Origin of the sequence: Pseudomonas sp. NPDC088890 (assembly GCF_044900155.1) — a bacterium.
Lineage (GTDB): Bacteria > Pseudomonadota > Gammaproteobacteria > Pseudomonadales > Pseudomonadaceae > Aquipseudomonas > Aquipseudomonas urmiensis.
Genome location: NZ_JBJDNG010000001.1, coordinates 668,900 through 693,218, shown reverse-complemented (window position 1 = coordinate 693,218; position 24,319 = coordinate 668,900). Strand labels below are relative to the sequence as shown.

Annotated in this window: 14 protein-coding genes; 10 read left to right on the top strand and 4 right to left on the bottom strand. The window is 60.9% G+C overall.

Annotated features, from left to right (window positions below):
- Nucleotides 1–82: 82 nt before the first annotated feature.
- From ACI2JX_RS03175 to ACI2JX_RS03165, 3 genes are all read left to right on the top strand, one after another.
- A complete protein-coding gene (locus ACI2JX_RS03175) occupies nt 83–250 on the top strand; it encodes a hypothetical protein (RefSeq protein WP_264233115.1) in 168 nt (55 codons plus the stop codon).
- 490 nt (nt 251–740) lie between these two features.
- A complete protein-coding gene (locus tag ACI2JX_RS03170; protein WP_404689349.1) occupies nt 741–9,338 on the top strand; it encodes a neuraminidase-like domain-containing protein in 8,598 nt (2,865 codons plus the stop codon).
- Nucleotides 9,339–9,461: 123 nt separating this feature from the next.
- The gene (locus ACI2JX_RS03165; protein WP_404689348.1) at nt 9,462–9,689 is read left to right on the top strand and encodes a hypothetical protein; all 228 of its coding nucleotides are present in this window, start codon (nt 9,462–9,464) and stop codon (nt 9,687–9,689) included.
- Nucleotides 9,690–9,817: 128 nt separating this feature from the next.
- Here the strand turns inward: ACI2JX_RS03165 and ACI2JX_RS03160 are convergent, their stop codons facing one another.
- A complete protein-coding gene (locus ACI2JX_RS03160; RefSeq protein ID WP_404689347.1) occupies nt 9,818–11,491 on the bottom strand; it encodes an AMP-binding protein in 1,674 nt (557 codons plus the stop codon).
- A gap of 280 nt (nt 11,492–11,771) precedes the next feature.
- Between ACI2JX_RS03160 and ACI2JX_RS03155 the strand changes: the two genes are divergently transcribed.
- From ACI2JX_RS03155 to ACI2JX_RS03140, 4 genes are read left to right on the top strand one after another with little or no spacing between them, the layout of a single operon-like run.
- On the top strand, nt 11,772–12,935 hold the full coding sequence (locus ACI2JX_RS03155; protein WP_264233110.1) for an isovaleryl-CoA dehydrogenase: 1,164 nt from the start codon (nt 11,772–11,774) through the stop codon (nt 12,933–12,935).
- 19 nt (nt 12,936–12,954) lie between these two features.
- Entirely contained in the window at nt 12,955–14,562 is a 1,608-nt protein-coding gene (locus ACI2JX_RS03150; protein WP_186554842.1) for a carboxyl transferase domain-containing protein, read from the top strand.
- A 3-nt stretch (nt 14,563–14,565) separates the two neighbouring features.
- Nucleotides 14,566–15,378 carry a gamma-carboxygeranoyl-CoA hydratase gene (locus tag ACI2JX_RS03145; RefSeq protein ID WP_368972731.1) on the top strand — a complete coding sequence of 271 codons (813 nt, stop codon included), beginning with the start codon at nt 14,566–14,568 and terminating at the stop codon, nt 15,376–15,378.
- Complete coding sequence (locus ACI2JX_RS03140) at nt 15,375–17,327, top strand: acetyl-CoA carboxylase biotin carboxylase subunit (protein ID WP_404689346.1); 1,953 nt, start codon at nt 15,375–15,377, stop codon at nt 17,325–17,327. The genes ACI2JX_RS03145 and ACI2JX_RS03140 overlap by 4 nt, the downstream gene beginning before the upstream one ends.
- A 171-nt stretch (nt 17,328–17,498) precedes the next feature.
- Here ACI2JX_RS03140 and ACI2JX_RS03135 read toward each other — a convergent pair whose 3' ends face one another.
- The gene (locus ACI2JX_RS03135) at nt 17,499–18,152 is read right to left on the bottom strand and encodes a LexA family protein (RefSeq protein ID WP_404689345.1); all 654 of its coding nucleotides are present in this window, start codon (nt 18,150–18,152) and stop codon (nt 17,499–17,501) included.
- A gap of 128 nt (nt 18,153–18,280) precedes the next feature.
- On the opposite strand from ACI2JX_RS03135, the gene ACI2JX_RS03130 reads away from it, so the two are divergent.
- From ACI2JX_RS03130 to ACI2JX_RS03120, 3 genes are all read left to right on the top strand, one after another.
- Nucleotides 18,281–18,595, top strand: a complete 315-nt coding sequence (locus ACI2JX_RS03130) for a DUF6124 family protein (RefSeq protein WP_264233106.1) — start codon at nt 18,281–18,283, stop codon at nt 18,593–18,595.
- A gap of 434 nt (nt 18,596–19,029) precedes the next feature.
- Nucleotides 19,030–19,545: a DUF4880 domain-containing protein gene (locus tag ACI2JX_RS03125; RefSeq protein WP_404689344.1), complete on the top strand. Its 516-nt coding sequence runs from the start codon at nt 19,030–19,032 to the stop codon at nt 19,543–19,545.
- A 223-nt stretch (nt 19,546–19,768) separates the two neighbouring features.
- Nucleotides 19,769–20,917, top strand: coding sequence for a M14-type cytosolic carboxypeptidase (locus ACI2JX_RS03120; protein ID WP_368972733.1), 1,149 nt, complete (start codon nt 19,769–19,771; stop codon nt 20,915–20,917).
- A gap of 89 nt (nt 20,918–21,006) precedes the next feature.
- On the opposite strand, the gene ACI2JX_RS03115 is transcribed toward ACI2JX_RS03120, so the two are convergent.
- Nucleotides 21,007–21,978, bottom strand: coding sequence for a spore coat protein U domain-containing protein (locus ACI2JX_RS03115; protein WP_404689343.1), 972 nt, complete (start codon nt 21,976–21,978; stop codon nt 21,007–21,009).
- Nucleotides 21,975–24,308: a fimbria/pilus outer membrane usher protein gene (locus ACI2JX_RS03110; protein WP_404689523.1), complete on the bottom strand. Its 2,334-nt coding sequence runs from the start codon at nt 24,306–24,308 to the stop codon at nt 21,975–21,977. Before ACI2JX_RS03110 ends, ACI2JX_RS03115 begins: the two co-directional genes overlap by 4 nt.
- Nucleotides 24,309–24,319 lie beyond the last annotated feature (11 nt).

Sequence of the window (24,319 nt, the reverse complement as noted above, 5' to 3'; positions counted from 1 at the left end):
AGGGGTTCAAAAAAATTGAGCGAATGGCACAGGCCCGGATCAAAGCCTCTACACCCTCTGAACACTCCAGCGAGGACAGGCGATGAACATTCCCATTCCACCGGAAACCCCCGATCCGAACATCGACGACCCCAGCTTGCCGCCGCCGGTGCCCGAACAAGAGCCGGACGAGCTGCCGATCAAGCCGACCGTGCCGCCAACCGTGGGTGACCCGCCGAGCCAGGAGCCGCCGGTGAAAGCCAAAGGATAGACCAACGGCCTGATAATTCTGCCAGTAGCGGCAATCGCGCCAGGTTCCGATGATGGGTTCTCTCGAACAACAACAGGAGAACCCAGCATGGATGAGTTGCTCACCCGCGCGGAACGAGAACAAGCGTGCCCCCCCCGCACCACGATCGATACCTTGGTCACTGCCTTGAGCGCCGCCGTGAGTAAACCGCCTGGTACCTCACACCGCTAGCCCAATCCTCGCCCCGCCAGACAGCCCCACTCCCACAGGCTCACCACAACCGCAAATCCAGCGCAGGCCCCTGTGGGAGCGGGCTTGCCCGCGAAAAAGCCAACGCTTACCCGTCCCTATACCCTGCTCCCCAAGCAGTAAAACCTACCTCACAGCACCTAGTAATTCTGCCAGGTGCGCCAGTTCCCTCCCAGGCGTAGCGTCTGCTCATCCCCTCATGCACACAGCAGGGACTGTGCCTGCACCCCCTGCCCCTATTCGTTTGCAAAGGATTCAGGCGATGAACGAACTCACCTCACCAGCCGCTGGCACCATCCCCGCCGAAAAAAATGATGCCGCCACCTACATGCGTCTGTTCCCGGACGAGCAGACCCGCTGCGCACCCGGGGCGCTGATGGCCAACAATAGCCGGCTGGCCTATCTGGTGCATCTCAAGGAGTTGATCCAGGCATTCGAGGTGCGGGCGAAGATCAGCGCGCCGATCACCCTGCTCAAGCGGCGCCCCGACCTGCTGGCGTTGACGCTCGACGACAAGAACAGCCGCAAAATCCTGCCCAAGGTTCGCCTGGCCCTCAGCCTGCTAGAGAGCCGTGCCAAAGAGGCCTTGACGGCCAAGCAAACGCTGCAGGCGATGGTAGCCAAGGGGCTGTATAACGCCAACGTGCCCTACCACGCTGCCTGGGAATCGATCAAGGCCACGCTGGCAGCCAAACACATGCCGCTCTGGGATGTGTTGAGCAGCGCCCATGCAACCTACCCCAGCTTCACCTTCGACAACCTCACGCAGGCTGCCCAGCGCTCCGCCACCACCCTGAGCAACGGCTTCGCCCCCCAACTGCAGGCAGTGCTGCTGAGCAAAAATGGCCAGGACAGCCTCGCACTGACGTCCGTCGATACCACACGGAAAATGGCCAAGGCTCTGGGGCTTACGCGTCGCGAGCTGCGCCAGCTGTTGGCCGTCAACGCTGTCGGTGAGGGTAAAACCGCAGTGAACCGCAGCGCCCATGTCAGCTCGGCAGCCGTGGCATCGAGCGCGGTGCATGGCGCGGCATTCATCAACAATGGCGCGACGCCACTATCGCTCACCGAATCGCAGCCAGCGCAGCCGTCGACGAAGAAGACCGTGGTCATCACCGGCCTCACGGACGCGCACCTGGACCGCATGCAACGCATCCTGCGCGTGCAGCGTGCCCTGGGCCTGAACGCCGCGGAGTGCGATGGCCTGGTCATGGCTGCGCTGCGTGCCGAGGGCCAGCAGACCGCCTACCACCTGACCGAAAACACCCTGCGCGCCCTGGGTATGTTCCGTCATCTACAACACAAATACCGGGTCACCCCTTGGCAATATGCCGCATTCCTCGATGCGATCTCGCCCTACGCCACTGACCGCCAGGTGTCGTTCTACGACCAGTTGTTTGCTCCAGCCAACGGTGACGATGCCAATCCCGCAGCCCCCGTATTGTGCCTCGACGACAGCGAGTTCGATCCCCTGGCCACCAGTGCGAGCGACGGGCTGACCGTAAAACAGCTCTGCCTGGCACTGGACGTGGACAACGCCTTTTTGCGCGTCATCCTCCGCTGGGTCACCAGCGCCCAAGGGCTGGCCAAGCCAACGCGGTCATTGGCGGTGGTTTCGGCCTGCTACCGGATCGTTGCCCTGGCACGCCTGTTCGGCACCTCGACCCAGCAAGGGCTGTGCCTGCTCGAGCTATTGATGGAGGAGCAACCCGTCTACCATCAGCAACTGGCCGGCAAACCGAGCCTGCTGGGGGAAGCCGGTAAGGCAGACATCGTCGACGTGATCGCCGGCGTGGCCCATGCCATGGAGTGGGTGCAGCAGCAGGGGCTGGATACCCAGCGATTGGCCAGGGTCCTGAGTCGACAAGCCCCGTACACTTCGAGGGCATGGGAAACTGCATTCAAACCCGGCCTTGCCCAGAGCCCCGACGCCTTGCACCTGGCACTGCGCACTGCGCTTGGCCTTGACGCCGACAATCTGGTGGAACCCCTGCTGCGTTGGGCCAAGGTCGACGCCAAGGCGCTTGCTGACAGGATCGAAGCCATTGCCCAGCAAAGTGCCCAAGGCGCCACACCACTCAGCTGCTTCACGGCCAGCGACTATCTTCAGTGGTCCACGCTGCAGCGCCTGAGCGACGTGGTGAAGCTGTTCAAGCTCAGCGCCGCCCTGCTCCAGCAAGTCTCGCTGAACCCTGGCTGGTTCAACCTGGAGGGCAAGAAGAAGAACACCTGGCGCCCCCTCGACCTCACCACCGTCTATCAACTCAGTCGCTACAAGGCGCTGCTGGCCAGGCTGGCACAGGGCTATGGCGAGCCCCATGTCTTGCACTACCTGGCCGAGTTCGACACGCAGACCAACGGCCCACTTGAAGGCTCCCGGGTCGACCAGGCCTGGAGCGAACTCGAACGGCTGCTCGACCAACCCAGCGGCGCGCTCAGCGCCCTGGCAGGCATCGCGCCGCCCTCGACGTTGAGTGAACTCGATCGGCTACTGCGCCTGCTGGAACAGGCGAACAAGCACCGCCTGGCGGTAGACACCCTGCTCGAACTGGGCGCACTTCCCAAGGCCAAGGAGTACGGGGCCTTCGAGCAAGCAGCCGTCGCCCTGCGCAAAGGCTGCTCCAACAAACAGCGCAAAGCGCTCGACGCACAACTGAGCCTGGCCTGGCGCGACGCGCTGATGCAATGGATGATCGTCAACTGGGTGCCCAAGGAAGCCGCGCGTGGCTGGATCAGCAGCCCGCAGACCCTGGCCGACTACCTGCTGATCGACCTTCAGGTGTCCCATGAACCACTAACCACCCGCACGCTCTCGGCCACCGCCAGCCTGCAGCGCTACCTGCATCAGATTCACTCGAACCTGGAAAACGGCTACCGCAACACCGAGATCAGCGAAGAGGAGCGTGACGAGTGGGAAACCTTCAGCAGCAGCTACGAACGCTGGAAGCTGCGCAAGGACGCGCATAACGAACCGCAAAATTTCATCGACCCCACCCGCCGCCAGCGCAAGACTACCGCGTTCAAGGACCTGGAAACTGCACTCGCCCAAGGCAAATGCACGGCGGATGACGTGCAGATAGCGATGCTGGGTTACCTCAGCAGCTTTGAGACAGTCAGCAATATCCAGCCGATTTCGGTGTATGCCGACGGTACTTCACCGTTGACCGATACCTACCATTTCATCGGCAAGACCAACGTCGAGCCTACCGAGTATTACTGGCGCACGCTGGATATGAAACAACTCGACAAGCAGCGCGCGCCCAGCATGCTGGCATGGAGTGAGTGGGAAAAGATCATGTTGACGGTCAGCGGGGAGATGGTTGTGACACCTCTGCCCAAAACGCTGGTTTATGTAAAAGGACAGGGAACGGCTGAGGAAGAAGACGCGAAAGAGAAACAGTTTTTTGTCGATAACGCCGCAGAGCAAAAACTGCTTGAGAACGACTCGCGTGAGCATATCGATCTGGTCCGTCCGGTCGTTATCGCAGGGCGTCGCTATGCCGTTTGGGTGGAACGCGACGCCACCGCGATCATGGGCGAAGACAGTAAACCCAGCCCCTACTATGCGTTACGGGTCTGTTTCAGCTACCAGCAGACCGACGGTATGTGGACCCCTGCCAATGAACTGATATGTCTGGACGGGAAAGATGGCAAGGGAACATTCACCCTAATTGCCGGCAATGACACGCAGGTCAATGGCACAGCGAAACCCAATGATTACCTGAAAACCAAAGATTTCAAACCTGGCCTGATGGTAATGGTGAACATTGAAGGTGATCGCCTGGATGACCCATGGCTAACCGTTCTATTGTTCGACGCCTCCCCAAACGCCAAAGAAAATGCCGCATCTTTCATTGTAATGAAGGACCTATTGTTACTGGAAAACAGGTCACTCGACATACGCAATGATGAAAAACCCATTCAAAAAAAATTGGCGACCAATTGGCTGATCCTGTTCAACGACCCACGGACGGTTCAGCACCCTTACACAGGCCCATCAATCGAACTTGAACCGAAAGTACGCACCAAGACACAGCACACGTGGAGCAGGACCACACCAGATAGTGCACTGGCGAAAAAATATCGTCTTCCGCCCATCGGAAAAATAGATTTTGCAGCGAAAAAAAAGCCAGAAGAAAAAGTAGTCACCGTTACGGCCAAAATGCAGGATACATGGCTACCCAAAACGCTATTTGCCTCAGAACCATTTAAAATAACCGGAGGGAACCACAAAGACTTTGCAACAATCACAATCGAAATTCGCAACACTTACAGTTCAACCGGAGAATACGAATGCATCACAAAAGCAATTCGACACTCGAAAGACGCTTACTCAATCAAAAATATATCATTCTATTCCTTGGATTCCAAAACCGAAAAATTCCTCCTTACAGATCTCTCAACAATAAAACTTGAGCAGCATTTAGAACCACAAGAGTTCCGCACCAAAATCAACCGCTCTAAGTTTTCTCACTTCTCAAAACACCACCTGATAAATTATTCCACAAACGCCACGCACTACCAACAAAAAACATCCGACTGGGAAAGAGTCCAGCTCTCTCCTATAACGCTCACCCCCTTCGACGCACAGACAATAAAATCTAGGCTAACTATCACACCATCCAATATAGAAGCAACTTGGACCTTACCCGACGAAGACTCAAAAAAACTCGAAACTCCAGTTCTGAGCCAACTAAAAACGCTCGCCAGCGCAAACCTGCCCCTCTTCAACGCGTTAAAAAAAGCGCTATTGAAAACCCGCTACACCACGCTATCTGAATACAACTCACAGCTCGGGATAACCGAGGGCACCAATGACCAAAGCCGCCTGGCCTATGGCGAAGCGATCGCCATGGCTCGAAAATCAATTCACAGCAAGGCGGCCGACGCCATCACCGCCTTTATCGACAAAGAAGCCGAAGAAATAAAGCAGGCACACAGTACTTTGCCAGATGACCTGTTAAAGGCTGCTGTTCGGCTACGCCACTTCCACCCTGAAAGCTGCCTCAGAATACTGCTCTACCTCGACCCCACGCACATCATGGTCTTCGAGGACGAGCTGCTGAAAAATGACCTGTCCCAGATGCTCTGCCAATACCCGATCAACCGGGACATCACTGAGTACACGGTCAAGCTTGAAGTCTTCGATGAAGCGATAGACGAAGAGCCGCTCGCCTCTGTTGAAGAGGTCTACGCCCTGGTCAGCAAAGAAGATGATGCTGTGCCTAGCGTGTTCATCAGGCGTAACGACCAGCAGGCACTTTACCTCGACCTGACTGAGGCCAATGCGAAAGCGGATGAAAAGGACAAACTCAAAGTCGACAGCTTGCGCCTCAACACCTTGTTCGGCAAACAGCTGGTAGCCTTGGCCACCCAGTCGGTTGAACAGGCCCTGTCGTGGAAAGCCCAGCATCTACCTGAGCCGCCCCTGGAACCCGGCAGCTCGGGTACCACCGTCGACTTCCGTAGTGCCAACGGTCTGTACTTCTGGGAACTGTTCTTCCACGTTCCATTCCTGCTTGCCTGGCTGCAACGCCAGAACCGCGAATACAGCCAGGCCTGGCGCTGCTGTACCCGCTACCTGTTCGACCCGTACCGTACCTGGGTGCCCGAGGGCGATCGCCCACCGAAGTACTGGCTCAGCCAAGCACTGCTCGACGACGTCGGCTATGCTGTCGCCGCCCAATCGAACGACCCCGACCTGCTGGCCTACGCCGAGCCTGAACGCTACCAGAAGGCTCTGCACCTGTTCGTGGTGAGCAACTGGCAACGCCAGGGTGACGACCAATACCGCCTGCTCACCCTCGATTCACTGGTCGAGGCGGCGCTGTGCTACGACAAGGCCCTGCGCCTGATCGGTGTGCTGCCGGAAAACCTGTCGAGCGCCCCCGCCCAGCCACCGTCGCTGGACGATGCCCGTTCAAGCGCCTTTACACCGCCGCTCAACAACAAATTGGTCGAGCTACGCAATCTGCTGCGCAATCGCCTGTTCAACCTACGCCACGGCCTGACCCTGGATGGCAAGCCCGCCTCGATCATGCTCGACCCCGACGTCATCGATCAGCTCGCCTTGGGCCATGGCAGCGCAGACCAGGACCAAAGCTGCAAGGCGAGCAAAGCCCGGGTGGTGCCGCCTCTGCGTTATGCGGAAGTGCGCAAATGCGCAGGAGAGGCGGTACAGCAACTGATTGGCATGGGGCAGACCCTGCTGGGCTACTACCAGACCGAAGCGACCCAGCAGCTTGAGCTGCTCAGCAAGCGTAACCTGATCAAGCTGCTGGACTTCCCTTACCAACTTCAAGAACAGGCGCTGGAGTTGGCCAAGCGCGAGCGTGAGACTGTTCTGACGGCCCGAAAAATGGTTCAACAGCGGCAGGTCCACTATCAGCAATTGATGGATGATAGTGTCGTAGAAGGGCTCGAAGAGTCGATCATAAAATTAGCGGACGGATCATCCGCAACACGCATTATTTCATTACCGATTTATGCAGCCGCCTCTGGGGCGGCTGCGTTCCCGACGATTTTTGGCATGGCCAATGGAGGCTACCATCCAAACGAGACCTTTGAGTCACTGGCCAATCTGCTCGAAGCAACCGCTGAAACACTCGAGACCATCAGTAATACCGTGGATAAAAACTTAGCGTTCCAACTGCGTCGTAAAGAGTGGAAGTACGAAGTCGATCAGGCCACCCACGAACTCACGATGTTCGACAATCAACTGCGCGAACGGGAGGTGCATATCAAAGCCGCCCGCATCGCCCTGCAAGAAACCAATGCCACCCGCCAGGCCCACCAGGCCGAGTACGAGGTGATGACCTCGGTATTCCCCAGCCGCACCACCTACCTCTGGCTGATCGAGCGCCTGTCGCAGATCTACAACAGCGCTTACGATGCCACGCTCTCGTTGTGTCTGATGGCCGAGGCTTGCCTGCAGTATGAACTTGGTGATTTCAAGACCACTTGGATCAAACCTGGCGCCTGGTTAGACAACTGGCGGGGCATGCTCGCCGGCGAGGCACTGATGCGCGACCTGATGCTGATGGACGTGGCTGCCGTGCGCGATTGTCATCGGCCGCTGATTGTCCACGCGAATGTCTCACTGAGAAAGATAAAGGGCTGGAGCCAGGCTCAACTCAAAGAAAACATTGAGAAGGGCACAATTTATTTCGAACTAGCCCCTCATCATTTTGACGCTCACTTCCCCGGGCACTATCTGCGGCGCATTGAAGATTTTGATGTTGAATTCACCAAGTTCAACAGAATGGCCATCGGCCTACACACCGTGTCGGCGATGCTACGACAGACCTCGAGCACAGTCTTGCTGGAGCCAAACGTCGAAGCATTGGCGCTTCTCTACGCCGGTAAGCGGGAGGGACATGACGCCATAAAAACCAATTTGCGTGTCGACCAGTACATGGCCATTTCAGTAGCCTCCCGACCTGCACTGCACTATGACCTGCTGCCAACGTTTACCGACAAATCACGTTATAACGTCTTTGAAGGCACAGGATTGATTTCAAGCTATACACTCACCTTCCCGACTGACGCTGCCTGTAACCCTGGGTTATACAACGAACATGGAAAATTCGTATTGGAGGATATTACCTTAAAACTTATTATCTCCGCCGCCCAAGGTGATGTTGCTTTCTGTGACGCCGTCAAGCAAGAACTAAACGAATTCAACAAAACGCAAGTGGAGCGCAAAACCGACAGGAGTTTGGACAAGGCTCGAAAAGCCGAGCAAAAAGCCAACGCGTCGAGCGCACAGGCAAAAATCGACGCCAGCGCCGACGTGCTCAAAGCCCCAGAAGCCGCCGCCGAGCTGAGCAAAGCCACTGCGGCAGTCACCGAAGCCCAGACCGCAGCCAAAAAAGCCAAGGCCGCCAGGGAAAAAGCCGAGCAGGCTAAGACGGTGGAGGATATGGATAACGCTGTCGACGAGGCTGAACGTGCGGCTCAGGAGGCTAAAGACGCGGCGGATAAAGCGGCAGCAGCCCGCAAGGCTGCCGAGGATTTGGCCACACAACGCCGCACCCATGCCCTGGCCAAGGCCCGAAAATCCGAGCAAGACGCCAACGCGTCGAGCGAACAGGCACAAAGCGACGCCAGCGCCGACGTGCTCAAAGCCCCCGAAGCCACCGCCGAACTGCGCAAAGCCACTGCGGCGGCCACTGAAGCCCAGACCGCAGCCGAAAAAGCCAAGGCCGCCAGGGAAAAAGCCGAGCGGGCTACAACGGTGGAGGATATGGATAACGCTGTGGCCGAGGCTGAACATGCGGCTCAGGAGGCTAAAGACGCCGCGGATAAAGCGGCAGCAGCCCGCAAGGCTGCCGAGGATCTGGCCACACAACGCCGCACCCATGCCCTGGCCAAGGCCCGAAAATCCGAGCAAGACGCCAACGCGTCGAGCGAACAGGCACAAAGCGACGCCAGCGCCGACGTGCTCAAAGCCCCAGAAGCCGCCGCCGAGCTGAGCAAAGCCACTGCGGCAGTCACCGAAGCCCAAACCGCAGCCGAAAAAGCCAAGGCCGCCAGGGAAAAAGCCGAACGGGCTACAACGGTGGAGGGTATGGATAACGCTGCGGACGAGGCTGAACGTGCGGCTCAAGAGGCTAAAGACGCGGCGAATAAAGCGGCAGCAGCCCGGATCACCGCTGAGGACATCACCACGACAAAGAAAGTTCTGGCCGATGCGCTAAAGCATCGGGACCAGGCAAATACCAGGATTTACTGGCGCATCGGCGGCTGGACGACCGGCCATATCAATAGCGTGAGCGAAACCAGTATAACTTTCTATGACTACGGAAATAACAAGGACAAAACAGTAGAACTAAAGGACATCAAGAAAATTGGCGATTGATCACAGCCAGCCCAACAATATACATCAAGGCGAAAACACGCACGCCGCAGACGCCTCATGTGATTGCACCACGCCGAGGGCGCGAGCAAGCTCTGTATGTTTACCCACAACGAGGAAGCCACAATGAGTCATTCACCAAACATCACATTTGAGCAATTACGCAACCTGATATATGACCGCATAAAAGATCTCAAAGACATCAGCGAAACAACAAAGATCGAGGAGTTCACGGTAGATATAAATCACTTTGCCAGCACCCTTAACTCAGAATTCGACGTTACTCTAACCGCGGACGACTTCCGGCCCCTTGAGACCGTTGATGATTTGTTAAAAATGCTAAATGGCAATTGATACCCCGTGCACTCGTCGGCCTTCGCGCTGAGCGGTTTACACAGCTCGAAGCCGACAGTGCACGAGGCTTGGCGACCGTCGGACCAACTCGTAGTCGGCGCTCTAGGTAACAAAGGTGCTTCAAGTCATCAAGTCTTGCCGATTTCTGCAAGGCTGATTTCGCGCATGCGAAACTTCTGCACCTTGCCCGTCACCGTCATCGGAAACTCATCCACCAAGCGGTAATGCCTGGGCACCTTGAAATGCGCCATGCGCGCCTTGCACCAGCTGTGTAGCTCTTCAACCGTCGCCGTGTGCCCCGGATGCAGCTTGATCCAGGCCACCACCTCTTCCCCATACTTGCTGCACGGAATGCCGATCACCTGGGCATCGGCCACCGCCGGGTGGGTGTAGAAGAACTCTTCCAGCTCGCGCGGATAAATGTTCTCCCCTCCCCTGATGATCATGTCCTTGTTGCGCCCAACGATGCGTACATAGCCCTGCTCGTCCATCACCGCCAGGTCGCCGCTGTGCATCCAGCGCGCCGGGTCGATGGCATCGGCGCTGGCTTGGGGGTTGTCCCAGTAGCCGAGCATCACGCTGTAGCCGCGGGTACACAGCTCGCCGATCTGGCCACGGGGGACGATGCAGCCGTGCTCATCGATCAGCTTGGTTTCCAGCTGTGGCTGGGTGCGGCCGACAGTGGCCACGCGCAGTTCCAGTTCGTCGTCCGGGCCGGTTTGCAGCGACACCGGGCTGGTCTCGGTCATGCCGTAGGCGATTTGCACCTGGGCCATGTGCATCTGCTCGATCACCCGGCGCATCACCTCGATCGGGCAGGTGGCGCCGGCCATGATGCCGCTGCGCAAGCTTGAGAGGTCGAGCTGCTGGCGTGACGGGTGGTCGAGCATGGCGATGAACATGGTCGGCACGCCATAGAGGATACTGGCGCGCTCTTCGGCCACCGCACGCAGGGTCAGCTCGGGGTCGAAGGCGTCGTTGGGGTAGATCATGGTGCTGCCATGGGTGATGCAACCCAGGTTGGCCATGACCATGCCGAAGCAGTGGTACAGCGGCACCGGGATCACCATGCGGTCGTGCTCGGTCAGGGCGAGGCTTTCGCCGACCATCCAGCCATTGTTGAGGATGTTGTAGTGGCTGAGTGTCGCCCCTTTAGGCGCACCGGTGGTGCCGGAGGTGTACTGGATGTTTACCGGCTGGTCGAACTGCAAGCTCTGCTGGCGGGCCGTGTAGGCCTCGAGCGACGTCTGCCCTGCCCGCTCGGCAAGCGCCTGCCAGGTCAGAAAGCCTTGCGGCGGCTGGGCGGCCAGGCTGATCACCCCGCGTAGCTGGGGCAGGCTTTCGCTGGCCAGTTCGCCCAGGGCTGCCGTGGCCAGCTCGGGTACCAGCGCTTGCACCATGGCGTGGTAATCGGAGGTCTTGAAGGCATCGGCGCAGACCAGCCAGCGGCAGCCGGACTGGCGCAGCACGTAGTCCAACTCAGCAACGCGATAAGCCGGGTTGATGTTGACCAGAATCGCGCCGACCTTGGCGCTGGCCAGCTGCAGGACGCACCACTGGGCGCAGTTGGGCGCCCAGATGCCGACCCGATCGCCTGTGTTCACGCCCAGCGCCATCAAGGCGCGGGCCTGCACATCGACCTGTTCGGCCAACTGCTGCCAGGTGTAACGCACGTTCTGGTGGCGCACCACCAGCGCTTCGCGGTCGGCATGACGGGCCACGGTGGCAGCGAAGGCCTGGCCGATGGTCTGCTCGAGCAAGGGCCGGTCCTGGCGGCCGCGGGTGTAGCTGGGTTGATTCATGACTGTCCCTTCTTGTGGTTGTTCTGGGCATGACTGAAGCAAGCGACGAATACTCTGGCGCAGATTTACGTTAACGTAAAGGTCACGAGCAGATTGACAGTGAAGTGAGCCAGGTTTACGTTAACGTAAAGGTTACAAGCAACGTGGGAGCGGGCTTGACCCGCGACAGCGATCCAATGGCATCCAGGGCCATAATCCTGATAAACGCCATCGCGGGGTTAAGCCCGCTCCCACGCTCAAAGCTCACTCAGGCCTAGCCAAGAACAAGAAGGTGCCCCACATGCATTACCCCTCCCTGAACTTCGCCCTGGGCGAAACCGTCGACATGCTGCGCGAACAGGTGCAGGCCTTCGTCGCGGCCGAACTGGCTCCGCGCGCAGCGCAGATCGACCAGGACAACCTGTTCCCCGCCGACATGTGGCGCAAATTCGGCGACATGGGCCTGCTCGGCGTCACCGTGCCGGAAGAATACGGCGGTGCCGGCCTGGGCTACCTGGCCCACGTGGTGGCCATGGAAGAGATCAGCCGCGGTTCGGCCTCGGTGGCGCTGTCGTACGGCGCGCACTCCAACCTGTGCGTCAACCAGATCAACCGCAACGGCAGCCACGAGCAGAAGCAAAAATATCTGCCCAAGCTGATCAGCGGCGAGCACATCGGCGCCCTGGCCATGAGCGAACCCAACGCAGGCTCCGACGTGGTATCGATGAAGCTGCGCGCCGAAAAGCGCGGCGATCACTACCTGCTCAACGGCAGCAAGACCTGGATCACCAACGGCCCCGACGCCAACACCTACGTGATCTACGCCAAGACCGACCTGGACAAGGGCGCCCACGGCATCAGCGCATTCATCGTTGAGCGCGACTGGAAAGGTTTTACCCGCAGCAACAAGTTCGACAAGCTCGGCATGCGCGGCTCGAACACCTGCGAGCTGTTCTTCGATGACGTCCAGGTGCCTGAAGAAAACATCCTCGGCCAGCTCAACGGCGGCGTGCGCGTGCTGATGAGCGGCCTGGACTACGAGCGCGTGGTGCTCTCCGGTGGCCCGACCGGGATCATGCAAGCGTGCATGGACCTGGTGGTGCCGTACATCCACGACCGCAAGCAGTTCGGCCAGAGCATCGGCGAGTTCCAGCTGATCCAGGGCAAGATCGCCGACATGTACACCCAGCTCAATGCCAGCCGCGCCTACCTGTATGCCGTGGCCCAGGCCTGCGACCGTGGCGAGACCACCCGCAAGGACGCCGCTGGGGTGATCCTCTACACCGCCGAGCGCGCCACGCAAATGGCCCTGGAGGCGATTCAGATTCTGGGGGGCAACGGCTACATCAACGAGTTCCCGGCGGGGCGTCTGCTGCGCGATGCCAAGCTGTACGAAATCGGCGCCGGCACCAGCGAGATTCGCCGGATGCTGATCGGCCGCGAACTGTTCAACGAAACCCGCTGAGCATAAGGAACTGGCGCCCATGGCTATCCTGCATACCCAGATCAACCCGCGCTCGGCAGAGTTCGCCGCCAATGGCGCGGCCATGCTCGAACAGGTCCAGGCCCTGCGCGGCCTGCTCGCCCACATCGCGCAGGGCGGCGGGCCCAAGGCCCAGGAGCGGCACACCTCGCGCGGCAAATTGCTGCCACGTGAGCGTATCGACCGCTTGCTGGATGCCGGCTCGGCGTTTCTTGAGGTCGGCCAATTGGCCGCCCATGAGGTGTACGGCGAAGACGTCCCCGCTGCCGGGGTGATTGCCGGCATTGGCCGCGTCGAAGGTGTCGAATGCATGATCGTGGCCAACGACGCCACGGTCAAAGGCGGCTCGTACTACCCGCTGACGGTGAAAAAACACCTGCGCGCACAGACCATCGCCCTGCAGAACCGCCTGCCGTGCATCTACCTGGTGGATTCGGGCGGGGCCAACCTGCCGCGCCAGGATGAAGTATTCCCGGACCGCGAGCATTTCGGGCGGATCTTCTTCAACCAGGCCAACATGAGCGCCCTGGGCATACCGCAAATCGCCGTGGTGATGGGCTCGTGCACCGCTGGCGGCGCTTATGTGCCGGCGATGGCCGACGAGGCGATCATGGTCCGCCAGCAGGCGACCATCTTCCTCGCCGGCCCGCCCTTGGTGAAGGCCGCGACGGGTGAAGTGGTCAGCGCTGAAGACCTGGGCGGCGCCGACGTGCACTGCCGCACCAGCGGCGTGGCCGACCACTATGCCGACAACGACGAGCACGCCCTGGCCCTGGCCCGGCGCAGCGTGGCCAACCTCAACTGGCACAAGCTGGGCAAGCTGCAGCGCCAGGCGCCAGTGGCGCCGCTGTATGCTGCCGATGAGCTGTACGGCGTGGTGCCAGCCGATGCCAAGCAGCCGTTCGATGTGCGCGAGGTGATTGCGCGGCTGGTCGACGGCTCGGTGTTCGATGAGTTCAAGGCGCTGTTCGGCACCACCCTGGTGTGCGGTTTTGCCCACCTGCACGGCTACCCGGTGGCGATCCTGGCCAACAACGGCATCCTGTTTGCCGAAGCTGCGCAAAAAGGCGCGCACTTCATCGAGCTGGCCTGCCAGCGCGGCATCCCCCTGCTGTTCCTGCAGAACATCACCGGCTTCATGGTCGGCAAGAAATACGAAGAAGGCGGCATCGCCAAGCACGGCGCCAAGCTGGTCACCGCGGTGGCCTGCGCCCAGGTGCCGAAGTTCACTGTGATCATCGGCGGCAGCTTTGGCGCGGGTAACTACGGCATGTGCGGGCGGGCCTACGACCCACGCTTCTTGTGGATGTGGCCCAATGCGCGGATTGGCGTGATGGGCGCCGAACAGGCCGCTGGGGTGCTGGCGCAGGTCAAGCGTGAGCAGAGCGAGCGCAGTGGCCAGGCCTTCAGCGCCGACGATGAGGCCAAGCTCAAGCAGCCGATCCTCGATCAGTACGAGCGCCAGGGCCACCCCTACTACTCCAGCGCCCGGCTGTGGGACGACGGCGTCATCGACCCGGCGCAAACCCGCGACGTGCTCGGCCTGGCGTTGTCTGCCGCGCTGAACGCGCCCATCGAACAGAGCCGCTTCGGCATATTCCGGATGTGACCCATGAGCGATTTCAGCACCCTTGAACTGATCAAGGACCCGCGCGGCTTCGCCACCCTGTGGCTGAACCGCGCCGACAAGAACAACGCCTTCAACGCGCAGATGATCCGCGAGCTGATCGTCGCCATCGACCAGCTCGGCGCCGACGCCAGCCTGCGTTTCGTGCTGCTGCGCGGCCGTGGCCGGCACTTCAGTGCCGGCGCGGATCTGGCCTGGATGCAGCAATCGGCGCAGCTGGACTTCAACACCAACCTGGACGACGCCCATGAACTGGGCGAGCTGATGTACAACCTGCACAACCTCAAGCTGCCGACTTTGGCGGTGGTGCAAGGCGCGGCCTTCGGCGGCGCACTGGGGCTGATCAGCTGCTGCGACATGGCCATTGGTGCCGAGGATGCCCAGTTTTGCCTGTCCGAGGTGCGCATCGGCCTGGCGCCAGCGGTGATCAGCCCGTTCGTGGTCAAGGCCATCGGCGAGCGCGCCGCACGCCGCTACGCGCTCACCGCCGAACGCTTCAGCGGCCTGCGCGCCCGCGAGCTGGGCCTGCTGGCCGAGGCCTACCCTGGCGCCGAGCTTGAGCAGCAGGTCGAGGCCTGGGTCGACAACCTGTTGCTCAACAGCCCCCAGGCCCTGCGCGTGAGCAAGGAGTTGCTGCGTGAAGTCGGTCATGGCGAGCTGACCCCGGCCGTGCGCCGCTACTGTGAAAACAGCATCGCCCGCATCCGCGTCAGCCCCGAAGGCCAGGAGGGCCTACGCGCCTTTTTGGAAAAACGCCGCCCTGCCTGGCAAGACTTTGATAAGGAACCGCGCCCATGAGCCAACCCACGCTGACCACCCTGCTGGTCGCCAACCGCGGTGAGATCGCCTGCCGGGTGATGCGCACGGCCAAGGCCATGGGCCTGACCACGGTCGCCGTGCACAGCGCCATCGACCGCGAAGCCCGGCATGCGCGTGAAGCTGATATTCGTATCGACCTGGGCGGCGCCAAGGCTGCCGAGAGCTATCTGGACATCGACAAGTTGCTGGCCGCCGCCAAGGCCAGTGGCGCCCAGGCGATTCACCCAGGGTACGGTTTCTTGTCGGAAAACGCAGGTTTCGCCCGCGCCATTGAACAGGCCGGGCTGATCTTCCTCGGCCCACCGGCCAGCGCCATCGACGCGATGGGCAGCAAGTCGGCGGCCAAGGCACTGATGGAAAACGCAGGCGTACCGCTGGTGCCGGGTTATCACGGTGAAGCGCAAGACCTGGAAACCTTCCGCGCCGCCGCCGAACGTATCGGCTATCCGGTACTGCTCAAGGCCAGCGCTGGCGGCGGTGGCAAGGGCATGAAAGTGGTCGAGGAAGAAAGCCAGTTGGCTGACGCCCTGGCCTCGGCCCAGCGTGAGGCGCAGTCGTCGTTTGGCGATTCACGGATGCTGGTGGAAAAGTACGTGCTCAAGCCCCGCCACGTGGAGATCCAGGTATTCGCCGACCAGCATGGCAACTGCCTGTACCTCAATGAGCGCGACTGTTCGATTCAGCGTCGCCACCAGAAAGTGGTCGAGGAAGCGCCAGCCCCAGGGCTCTCGCCCGAGTTGCGCCAGGCCATGGGCGAGGCCGCAGTGCGTGCCGCCCAGGCGATTGGTTACGTCGGCGCAGGCACCGTGGAGTTTTTGCTTGATGCCCGCGGCGAGTTCTTCTTCATGGAAATGAACACGCGCTTGCAGGTCGAGCACCCGGTGACCGAGGCGATTACCGGCCTGGACCTGGTCGCCTGGCAGATTCGTGTGGCGCGTGGCGAGGCGCTGCCGATCAGCCAGGCGCAGGTGCCGCTGATCGGTCATGCGATCGAGGTGCGTCTGTATGCTGAAGACCCGGCCAATGAGTTCCTGCCGGCCACGGGTACCCTCAGCCTGTACCGCGAATCGGCGCCTGGTGAAGGCCGGCGAGTCGATAGCGGCGTCAGCGAGGGCGACAGTGTGTCGCCGTTCTACGACCCCATGCTGGGCAAGCTGATTGCCTGGGGTGAAGATCGCGAACAGGCGCGGCTGCGCTTGCTGGCGATGCTCGATGAGTTCGCCATTGGCGGGGTGAAAACCAACATTGCTTTCTTGCGCAGAATCCTCGCGCATCCGGCGTTTGCCGCGGCAGAGCTGGATACGGGTTTCATTGCGCGTCATCAAGAGGTGTTGCTGCCGACTGCCAGCGAGCTGCCCGCCGCGTTCTGGCAGGCTGCTGCCGAGGCCTGGCTGCAGAGCACGCCTGCGCGGCTGCGCGCTGATGATCCAGGCTCGCCGTGGGCTGGACGGGAGGGTTTGCGGTTAGGCTTGCCAGCGCGTAGCAGTGTGCACCTGGTCAGTGCTGGACAAGATCAAGCCGTGGCGCTGGAGCGCAGTGCGCCGTCCACTTTGCATCTTGAAGGCGAGCAGCTGTGCGAGGACCGCGATGGCCAGCGCCGCCGGCATCTGGCCATTCGCCGGGCAGGCACGCTGTATCTGCGCTGGGAGGGCGACATGCATGCCATTACCGCGTTCGACCCGATTGCCGAAGCTGAAGCCAGCCACAGTCACCAGGGCGGGCTCAGTGCGCCAATGAACGGCAGCATCGTGCGGGTGCTGGTCGAGCCTGGGCAGCTGGTCGAGGCCGGCACCGCGCTGGTGGTGCTGGAGGCGATGAAGATGGAGCACAGCATTCGCGCGCCGCAGGGCGGGACGGTGCAAGCGCTGTTCTGTCAGGAGGGGGATATGGTCAGTGAAGGGGCGGTGTTGGTCGAGTTGGCTGACTGATCGGAGATTTTGGGGCCGCGCTGCGGCCCTTCGCGGCGGTTCGGCGCCCCGGCAAGCCCGCTCCCACAGGTACTGTGTTGAAACTAAGTGCAGCGCGCTCTCTGTGGGAGCGGGCTTGTCGGGGCGCCGAACCGCCGCGAAGGGCTGCGAAGCAGCCCCAAAATCCCAAATCTAAAAAATCCCGTGAACCCGCACCACCACGCCTAGAAACTCACACCCAGGTTCGCACAGCACCATCGGATAGCGCGTATTCAGCGGCCTAAGCAAACGTTCACCGCCCTCCTCGATCAACTGGCGCAGTACCGCTGATTTGCCCGGCTGGCGCGCGATCACCAGCTTGCCCGGCTGCACCTCAAGCCCGGTATCCACCAGTATCAGCATGCCCTCGGGTACGCTCTTGCCGCTGGCGGCGTTCATCGAGTCGTTTTCCACCGGCAGCCAGTAGGCATTCCCCGCAGGCATGTAATCGGTCTGCTCTTGCAGCTCGCTTGCCGTCGGCAGCCCATCCTGCAGATCCGCCCAACTCAACACCGGAAAGCGAAAACTGGCATAGCGCAGCGCTTGCGCCGACAGCGGCTGCTCGGCAGCGTAACTGCCCTGCGCCTCGCGCACCAGATCACGCTCGACCACCATCGCCTGCGCCTCCAGGTACACCAGGCCCAGCACTTCAAGTTTCTCGTTGATGGTCTGCAAGGTCGGCCGGCGGGAACCGCGCAGCCAATGACCGACGCCGCCTTGGGTCATCTGCAGGCGCTCGGCCAGTTTGATCTGGCTGAGGTTGTGTTCGCGCTTGTAGCGCGTGAGAAAATCGATCCAGTTTTCCATGACCGGAACAATACGGGCTGTATTAATCTCATCAATACACATTGTGAATTATCTTCAAGGAGATAATTAGTACAAATTGACCTATGCTCGGCATTCACTGTCCTTGAAAGGAAATCGAAGGTATCCAAATGAATCCGCAGAAAAACCAAGATACAGATCTCGACAGCGAAGCCGCACGCCGCGCCCTCGACTATTACCTCAACCCCACGCCACCGCGGCCGAACCTGGACAACAAGCTGTGGGCCCTACAGCCAGGGGTTTCCAGCACCGAAGCCCACGACCACGCGCTGGCCCTGCTGCGCTGCGCCGCAGCCACCGCCCACGAAACCGCCATTCACCAAGACGGCATGACCCGTGAGATCACGCTGGCGTTGATGCACATGGTGAACATGGCCAGGGCCCTGCTGGAGCACAAGCAGGCGGTTCAATCAGAAGGGAAATAAGGGAGAAACGTGACAGCCGGTTAACGGCAATGGCCCCGATTGCCGGGACCGAGGGAGTACATCGGTAAAATATTTTGCCGAATTAAACAAATATCATTTGACTGGCAAATGATAACGATTATTATTGCACTCAGTAGGTCGCGAGACCCGCTGGATAACCTGGAGCCCTTAGGTCGGACTCTCAGATTATCTCCTCATCAGGCTAATCACGGTTTTTGACCCGGCTTTTTGCCGGGTCTTTTTTTTGGCTCTTCAGGCTAATGAAGAAGGGTTACCGCTTGAATGGCCGCGATGATAGCAAAGGTGTGTCAATTGGTGAATGGTTGTTACAGCGTTTTGCGCAAACAGCACTTGAGAATCAATCTCGTTACGATTAAGCTGACTGCGCATCAAGGAAGATGCCCCCACCCCTACCCTTGAGCAAGGAGCAATCCATGACCCGCCTGCTGCTGCCCCTTGAACACGCCCCGCACACTGCTGCAGCACTTGATGATGACGCCCTGCTGCATGCCCTCAAACGCCTGCCGCGCCGGGTGCAGCAAGTGTTTCTGCTCAACCGCCTCGATCAACTGGATTTTGCCGCTATCGCTGCCCGGCTCGATTTGCCCTTGCTCAGTATCGAGCGGTATATGAACCAAGCGTTGCAGGCCGCTCGCCCGCATGGCGATGGCTTGGCCGGTGTCGCCGGGCAATGGTATGTGCGCTTGCAAAGCCCGCAGGTGACCGCGTGCGAGCGGATTGATTTTCGCCGCTGGCTAGATGCAGCGCCCGAGCATCTTGAGGCGTTTCACCAGACCGAGCTGCGCTGGCGCAGCCTGCTCGGCCCAGCGCGGCAGTTAGGCCACGATGGCGGGTACCGGCAAGGCCGGGCGGCGTTGTCGTTGGGAGGCTGTTCGATTGCCATTGGGCTGGGCGTCGCAGCCCTGTTCGCCTTGGGTTTCTGGGCCTGATTTGTGTATCGATGAGGTCGCTATCGCGGGGCAAGCCCGCTCCCACGTGCTATTTCATTGAACACTGACAGCTTCATTGAACACTGACAGAGTGGGAGCGGGCTTGCCCCGCGATAGCGACCTCACAGACACCACGCAACACTTTACCCGCACAACATTCGAACCAAGCGCCCCACCGAGGGGTGTACAGTAGCGTCACAACAAAAGCCACAGGAGTCTGGCAATGACCGTGACGCTGTCCCCCCTGCAGATCGACTGCGATTTCGATTCCGGCAACATTCAGGTGAAGGACGCCAGCGACCCCAGTCGGGTACACCTGGCCATCCGCCCTGACAGCCACAGCGACCACTTCCAGTGGTTCCACTTCAAGGTCGACGGCTTGTCCCCGGGCCACACCCACCTCTTCAGCCTCGACAACGCCAGCCAGTCTTCCTACAAGAATGCCTGGGATGGCTATCAGGCAGTCGCTTCCTATGATCAGAAAAGCTGGTTCCGCGTGCCCAGCCAGTTCGATGGCCAGGCCCTGCTATTCGAATTGCAGGCTGAGCAGCCGCAGGCCTGGTTCGCCTACTTCGAACCTTATCCGCGCGCCCGCCACAATCAACTGATCGAACGTGCTCGCCAGCTCCCTGGCGTCGAGCTGTTGGCCAGCGGACGCAGCGTGCAGGGCCGCGATATCCCGCTGCTGCGCGCAGGCGATGGCGCGGCGGGCAAACGCAAGCTGTGGCTGATCGCCCAGCAGCACCCCGGCGAGCACATGGCCGAGTGGTTCATGGAGGGCGTGATCGATCGCCTTGAAGCCAACGATTCGAGCATCCAGGCGTTGCTCGCTGAGGCCGACCTGTACCTGATCCCTAACATGAACCCTGACGGCGCCTTCCTCGGCCACCTACGTACCAACTTCAAGGGCAAGGATCTGAACCGCGCCTGGCAGGACGCCAGTGTCGAGCTCAGCCCTGAGGTGTTCTTCGCCCAATCGCAGATGAAGCTGTATGGCGTCGATGCCTTCATCGATGTACATGGCGATGAAGAAATCCCCCATGTGTTTACCGCAGCCTGTGAAGGTAACCCTGGGTACACGGCGCGGATCGAGAAGCTCGAGGAGCAGTTCCGCAGCACCCTGTGCAGCGTCACCAAGGATTTTCAGACCAAGCATGGCTACACCCGCGACCAACCGGGTCAGGCCAACATGACCTTGGCCTGTAACGCGGTAGGCCAGATGTATGACTGCCTGTCGCTGACCCTGGAAATGCCGTTCAAGGACCATGACGATGCGCCCAATGCGCGTACCGGGTGGTCGGGTGAGCGTTCCAAGGCGTTGGCTGCGGCGGTGCTGCAAACCCTGGGGAAAATGGTCAGGGATTTGCGCTGACTGTACCGTCCTCATCGCGGGGCAAGCCCGCTCCCACGCATCTTTGCTTGCGAAATGCACGTAGTGGGAGCGGTGTACGCCCAGCCACCTCAGAACTGCACATCAAGGATCACACTGTCGGTGTAACTGGCCGCCGGCGGGGTTGCTTGGTCGGTGTACACCTTGGCGTTGTAGTTGAACACCTGACTCCCGATGCCAGTCCCCGCGCCGGGGTTTACATCCGCATCGCTGCTGGCCCGCCGTGCGCTGCTCAACATCCCCCAGCGGACACTGCCGGCACTCTTGAAGATGTCGTAAGCCAGATAGTTGTTGGCCGCCGACTTCATCCGCCGCCGCCCATTGAGCACATTCTGCCCATCATCGAGCCCAACGGTGTAGTTGCTGCCTTTGGTGCAGGCAATATTGATGCTCTGGTTGACCGTACCAAACCCTGCCACCACTGGCGCACTGGCAAAGCTGATATTAGGCGTGGTGATCTGGCAATCGTTGCTCACCGTCAGGCTAACGGTCAGCGTCTGCACGCCACTGCCGATGTCGCGCCCCAGGCAGATAGCGCCAATGCCAATGCCTGAGCAGTAGTTCCAGCTCCAGGCGATGTTCAGGGTTTCCTGATACAGCCCGGCGGCCACGTTGGCGCCGACCACCGTTCGAAAATACAGCGGCACCGACTTGGGCGTGGTGCCACTGAGCAGCCCCAACGCATCGATGATGCCCGCCGGGGCGAAATCGAACTGGGTACCGCGGGCGATTGGAAACGAGGTGGTGTTGTTGGCATAGATGGTATACGGGATCACATCGCCAGTAGGGCCCACCAGGCCGCTGCGACTGGAGGTAATGGTGGCGTAGAAGTGGTCGTTGCTGGTCAGCAGCGACAACAGCGAGCCGGTGCATTGCAGGCCGGCGTTGGTGCTGCTGGCCGTCTGCACCGTGCTGCGCACCAGGGTGGAATTGATGGTGCCAAAGGCGGCCGGCGCGGTCGCCACCGACGAGCACAAGGCCCAGGCCGGAGCGGCTGGCAGCAGCATGGTGCACAGCAGCGCGCTACGGCTGAAGGTGTTCATTGGCACACCAACGGGCCGATCAATGGGATGGGCCCCTGCCCTTCGGGCAGAGCGAATTCAACCTGGCACTGGCCGCCCTCCGCCACGTCGACCTGCAAGCGGTTGTGCGCCGAGAGGTTCTCCAGGTAGACCAAGCCATCCCAGCCCACCACTGCCTGGGCGCCGCTGTGCGCGTCGGTCACGCGGCTGCCAAGTTTGAGCACCTGCTGCTTGGCGTCGACCAGCACGATGCTCGCCGCCAGCACCTGCTTGAGCGGGAACTCCAGCAGATAGCCGCTACCACGCCGCACCGCCACGCGCTGCTCGACCTGTGGCGCGAGGATGTCGGCGGGCAGCTCCATAGGGTCGATCTCGTACTTGCCGCGGTAATAACCGCTGCTGTACGGCACCAGCAAATGGCCTTTGCTATCGGTGCGCCCAATCAGCTGGTTTTCATAGCGCACCGGCACGTCGGCATAACCGCTGGTGCTGACCACGACGAAGGCATCGTCGATGCGGTTGGCGGCAAACACCCCGGCATCCATCCACACCAGCGAGCCACTGGCGTCGGCCCAGCGGGTCATCGAACCACTGCTGCCATAGGCCCCGGCCTGCAGTTGTACCGACTGCAAACGCCAGGTGACGTCGGCCTGGCGATAGGCCTCGCGGTCACCGTCGGCATAGCCCAGGTTAAAACCAACACCGCCTTCTACTGGCACGGCGCGGCTGTAGTTGACCCGCTGCAAGCGTTCGCCGTCCGTGCTGCGCTCCATGCTCAGGGCCAGGGTGCCGCGCAGGTCGAACGGGATCACCCACTGCGCCTGCACTGCCCACTGGCTGTCACCGACTTCGCGGTTGGCCGACAGGTACAGGCTGCTGCTGCCCCACAGCGGCTTGCTCCAACTGAGGTTGATCAGGCGGGTGCGTGAGCCGTCGCCGGCGCGCACGTCGAAGTAGCCCGCACCAAGGCTGCCATAGCTGTCCAGGTTCAGGCTCAGGGTGACCTGCTCGCTACGTTGCGACAGGCGCATGTAGGGGGTGTCGACCCGCGACAGGTCGGCATACTCGCCATGGCGTTGCAGGCGCTGGTAATTGAAGCCCAGCCGCTGGCTGTTGTACTGATAGCCCAGGGCCACCTGCTGGCCCTGCTCGCCTTCGAAACGGCTTTGCGCCACCGCGGCATTGAGCACGCCAAAGGTGCCCAGGCGCATGTTGCCGCCCAGGCCACCGAGCATCAGCGACTCGGCGCTTTCAAGGTGGCTTTCGAGGGTGAAATTGTCGCTCAGGCCATGGCGCAGGCTGGCCGAGGCGACGCCTGGGCCGTAGCTGAAATCGCGCAGCGCATAGTCGCGACGCAGGCTACCGGCGGCCAGGGAGAAATCGCTCAAGCCCTTGGCCAGCAAACTGCTGGTGACGTAGAACGGCAAGGTGGTCGAAACCTGTCGGCCCAAGGCATCGGTGGTGACCACCACTGCCTCGCCCGCACCATTGATGAAGGGCACATTGGTCAGGGTGTACGGCCCAGGCTGCAGCTCGGTGGTGCTGGTCTTGTAGCCGTTGATGAAAAGGTCCAGCGAGGTCGGCACCGCCGCTTCACCGGCAAAGGCCGGCAAGGGATAGGTGACCAGGTCGGGACGCGCGCCAAAGTCGCGCGACAGCTGCACACCGCCAACCCGCACCGAGCTGGTCCAGGGCAAGGCGCCGGTGATCACATCCCCGGCTTCGAATGTCAGCAGGCGCTGTTCGTCGGTGTAGCGCCAGGTAGTGTCATAGCGCAAAAAGCCCTGGCGGCTATCGTCCTCAGGCGCCCCATTGAATGACTGACGCCACTGCCCGGTCGTGGCGAAGGTGCCCCAGCTGTCGAACAGGCGCAGCTCGTTCCAGGCCGCCAGGTAGGTGCCGCCTTCATCGGTGTCGTTCAGGTACAGGTCGTAGTTGAACAGTGCGCCGAAGCTGCTGCGCGCATCGCTGGCCGGGTACAGGTTGCGAGCGCCGACCTGCTGCCCTGGCAACCAGGCGGCGGGTACCTGGAGCAACAGCCGTTGGTTCTGGCTGTCGTAGTCGCTGTGCAGCGCCGCAACGCTATCCAGCGCGATTTCGCCCCGCGGTGTACCCGGCAGGCTGATGCCCGCGGCACTGAGCGCCGCACTGTCGATGAACAAACGCCCGGCACGCTGTTGCACGGGCACCAACTCAGCCTTGGGCATCTGGTTCACCAACAGATCGAGGTACAGCGTGGCGTCGGCAATGGCGGCGGTTTCGCTGGGCGGCGGCGGCAGCTCGTTGGCCACGCCAAGGCCCGGCCCCAGCAGCAACAGGCCTAAGCACACGCGGCATGTCGCCTGCGACACGCATTTCACAC

Bases quoted from the DNA above. Each gene is read 5' to 3' on its own strand.
- ACI2JX_RS03175 (WP_264233115.1), top strand. From the start codon at position 83: ATGAACATTCCCATTCCACCGGAAACCCCCGATCCGAACATCGACGAC.
- ACI2JX_RS03170 (WP_404689349.1), top strand. From the start codon at position 741: ATGAACGAACTCACCTCACCAGCCGCTGGCACCATCCCCGCCGAAAAA.
- ACI2JX_RS03165 (WP_404689348.1), top strand. From the start codon at position 9,462: ATGAGTCATTCACCAAACATCACATTTGAGCAATTACGCAACCTGATA.
- ACI2JX_RS03160 (WP_404689347.1), bottom strand. From the start codon at position 11,491: ATGAATCAACCCAGCTACACCCGCGGCCGCCAGGACCGGCCCTTGCTC.
- ACI2JX_RS03155 (WP_264233110.1), top strand. From the start codon at position 11,772: ATGCATTACCCCTCCCTGAACTTCGCCCTGGGCGAAACCGTCGACATG.
- ACI2JX_RS03150 (WP_186554842.1), top strand. From the start codon at position 12,955: ATGGCTATCCTGCATACCCAGATCAACCCGCGCTCGGCAGAGTTCGCC.
- ACI2JX_RS03145 (WP_368972731.1), top strand. From the start codon at position 14,566: ATGAGCGATTTCAGCACCCTTGAACTGATCAAGGACCCGCGCGGCTTC.
- ACI2JX_RS03140 (WP_404689346.1), top strand. From the start codon at position 15,375: ATGAGCCAACCCACGCTGACCACCCTGCTGGTCGCCAACCGCGGTGAG.
- ACI2JX_RS03135 (WP_404689345.1), bottom strand. From the start codon at position 18,152: ATGGAAAACTGGATCGATTTTCTCACGCGCTACAAGCGCGAACACAAC.
- ACI2JX_RS03130 (WP_264233106.1), top strand. From the start codon at position 18,281: ATGAATCCGCAGAAAAACCAAGATACAGATCTCGACAGCGAAGCCGCA.
- ACI2JX_RS03125 (WP_404689344.1), top strand. From the start codon at position 19,030: ATGACCCGCCTGCTGCTGCCCCTTGAACACGCCCCGCACACTGCTGCA.
- ACI2JX_RS03120 (WP_368972733.1), top strand. From the start codon at position 19,769: ATGACCGTGACGCTGTCCCCCCTGCAGATCGACTGCGATTTCGATTCC.
- ACI2JX_RS03115 (WP_404689343.1), bottom strand. From the start codon at position 21,978: ATGAACACCTTCAGCCGTAGCGCGCTGCTGTGCACCATGCTGCTGCCA.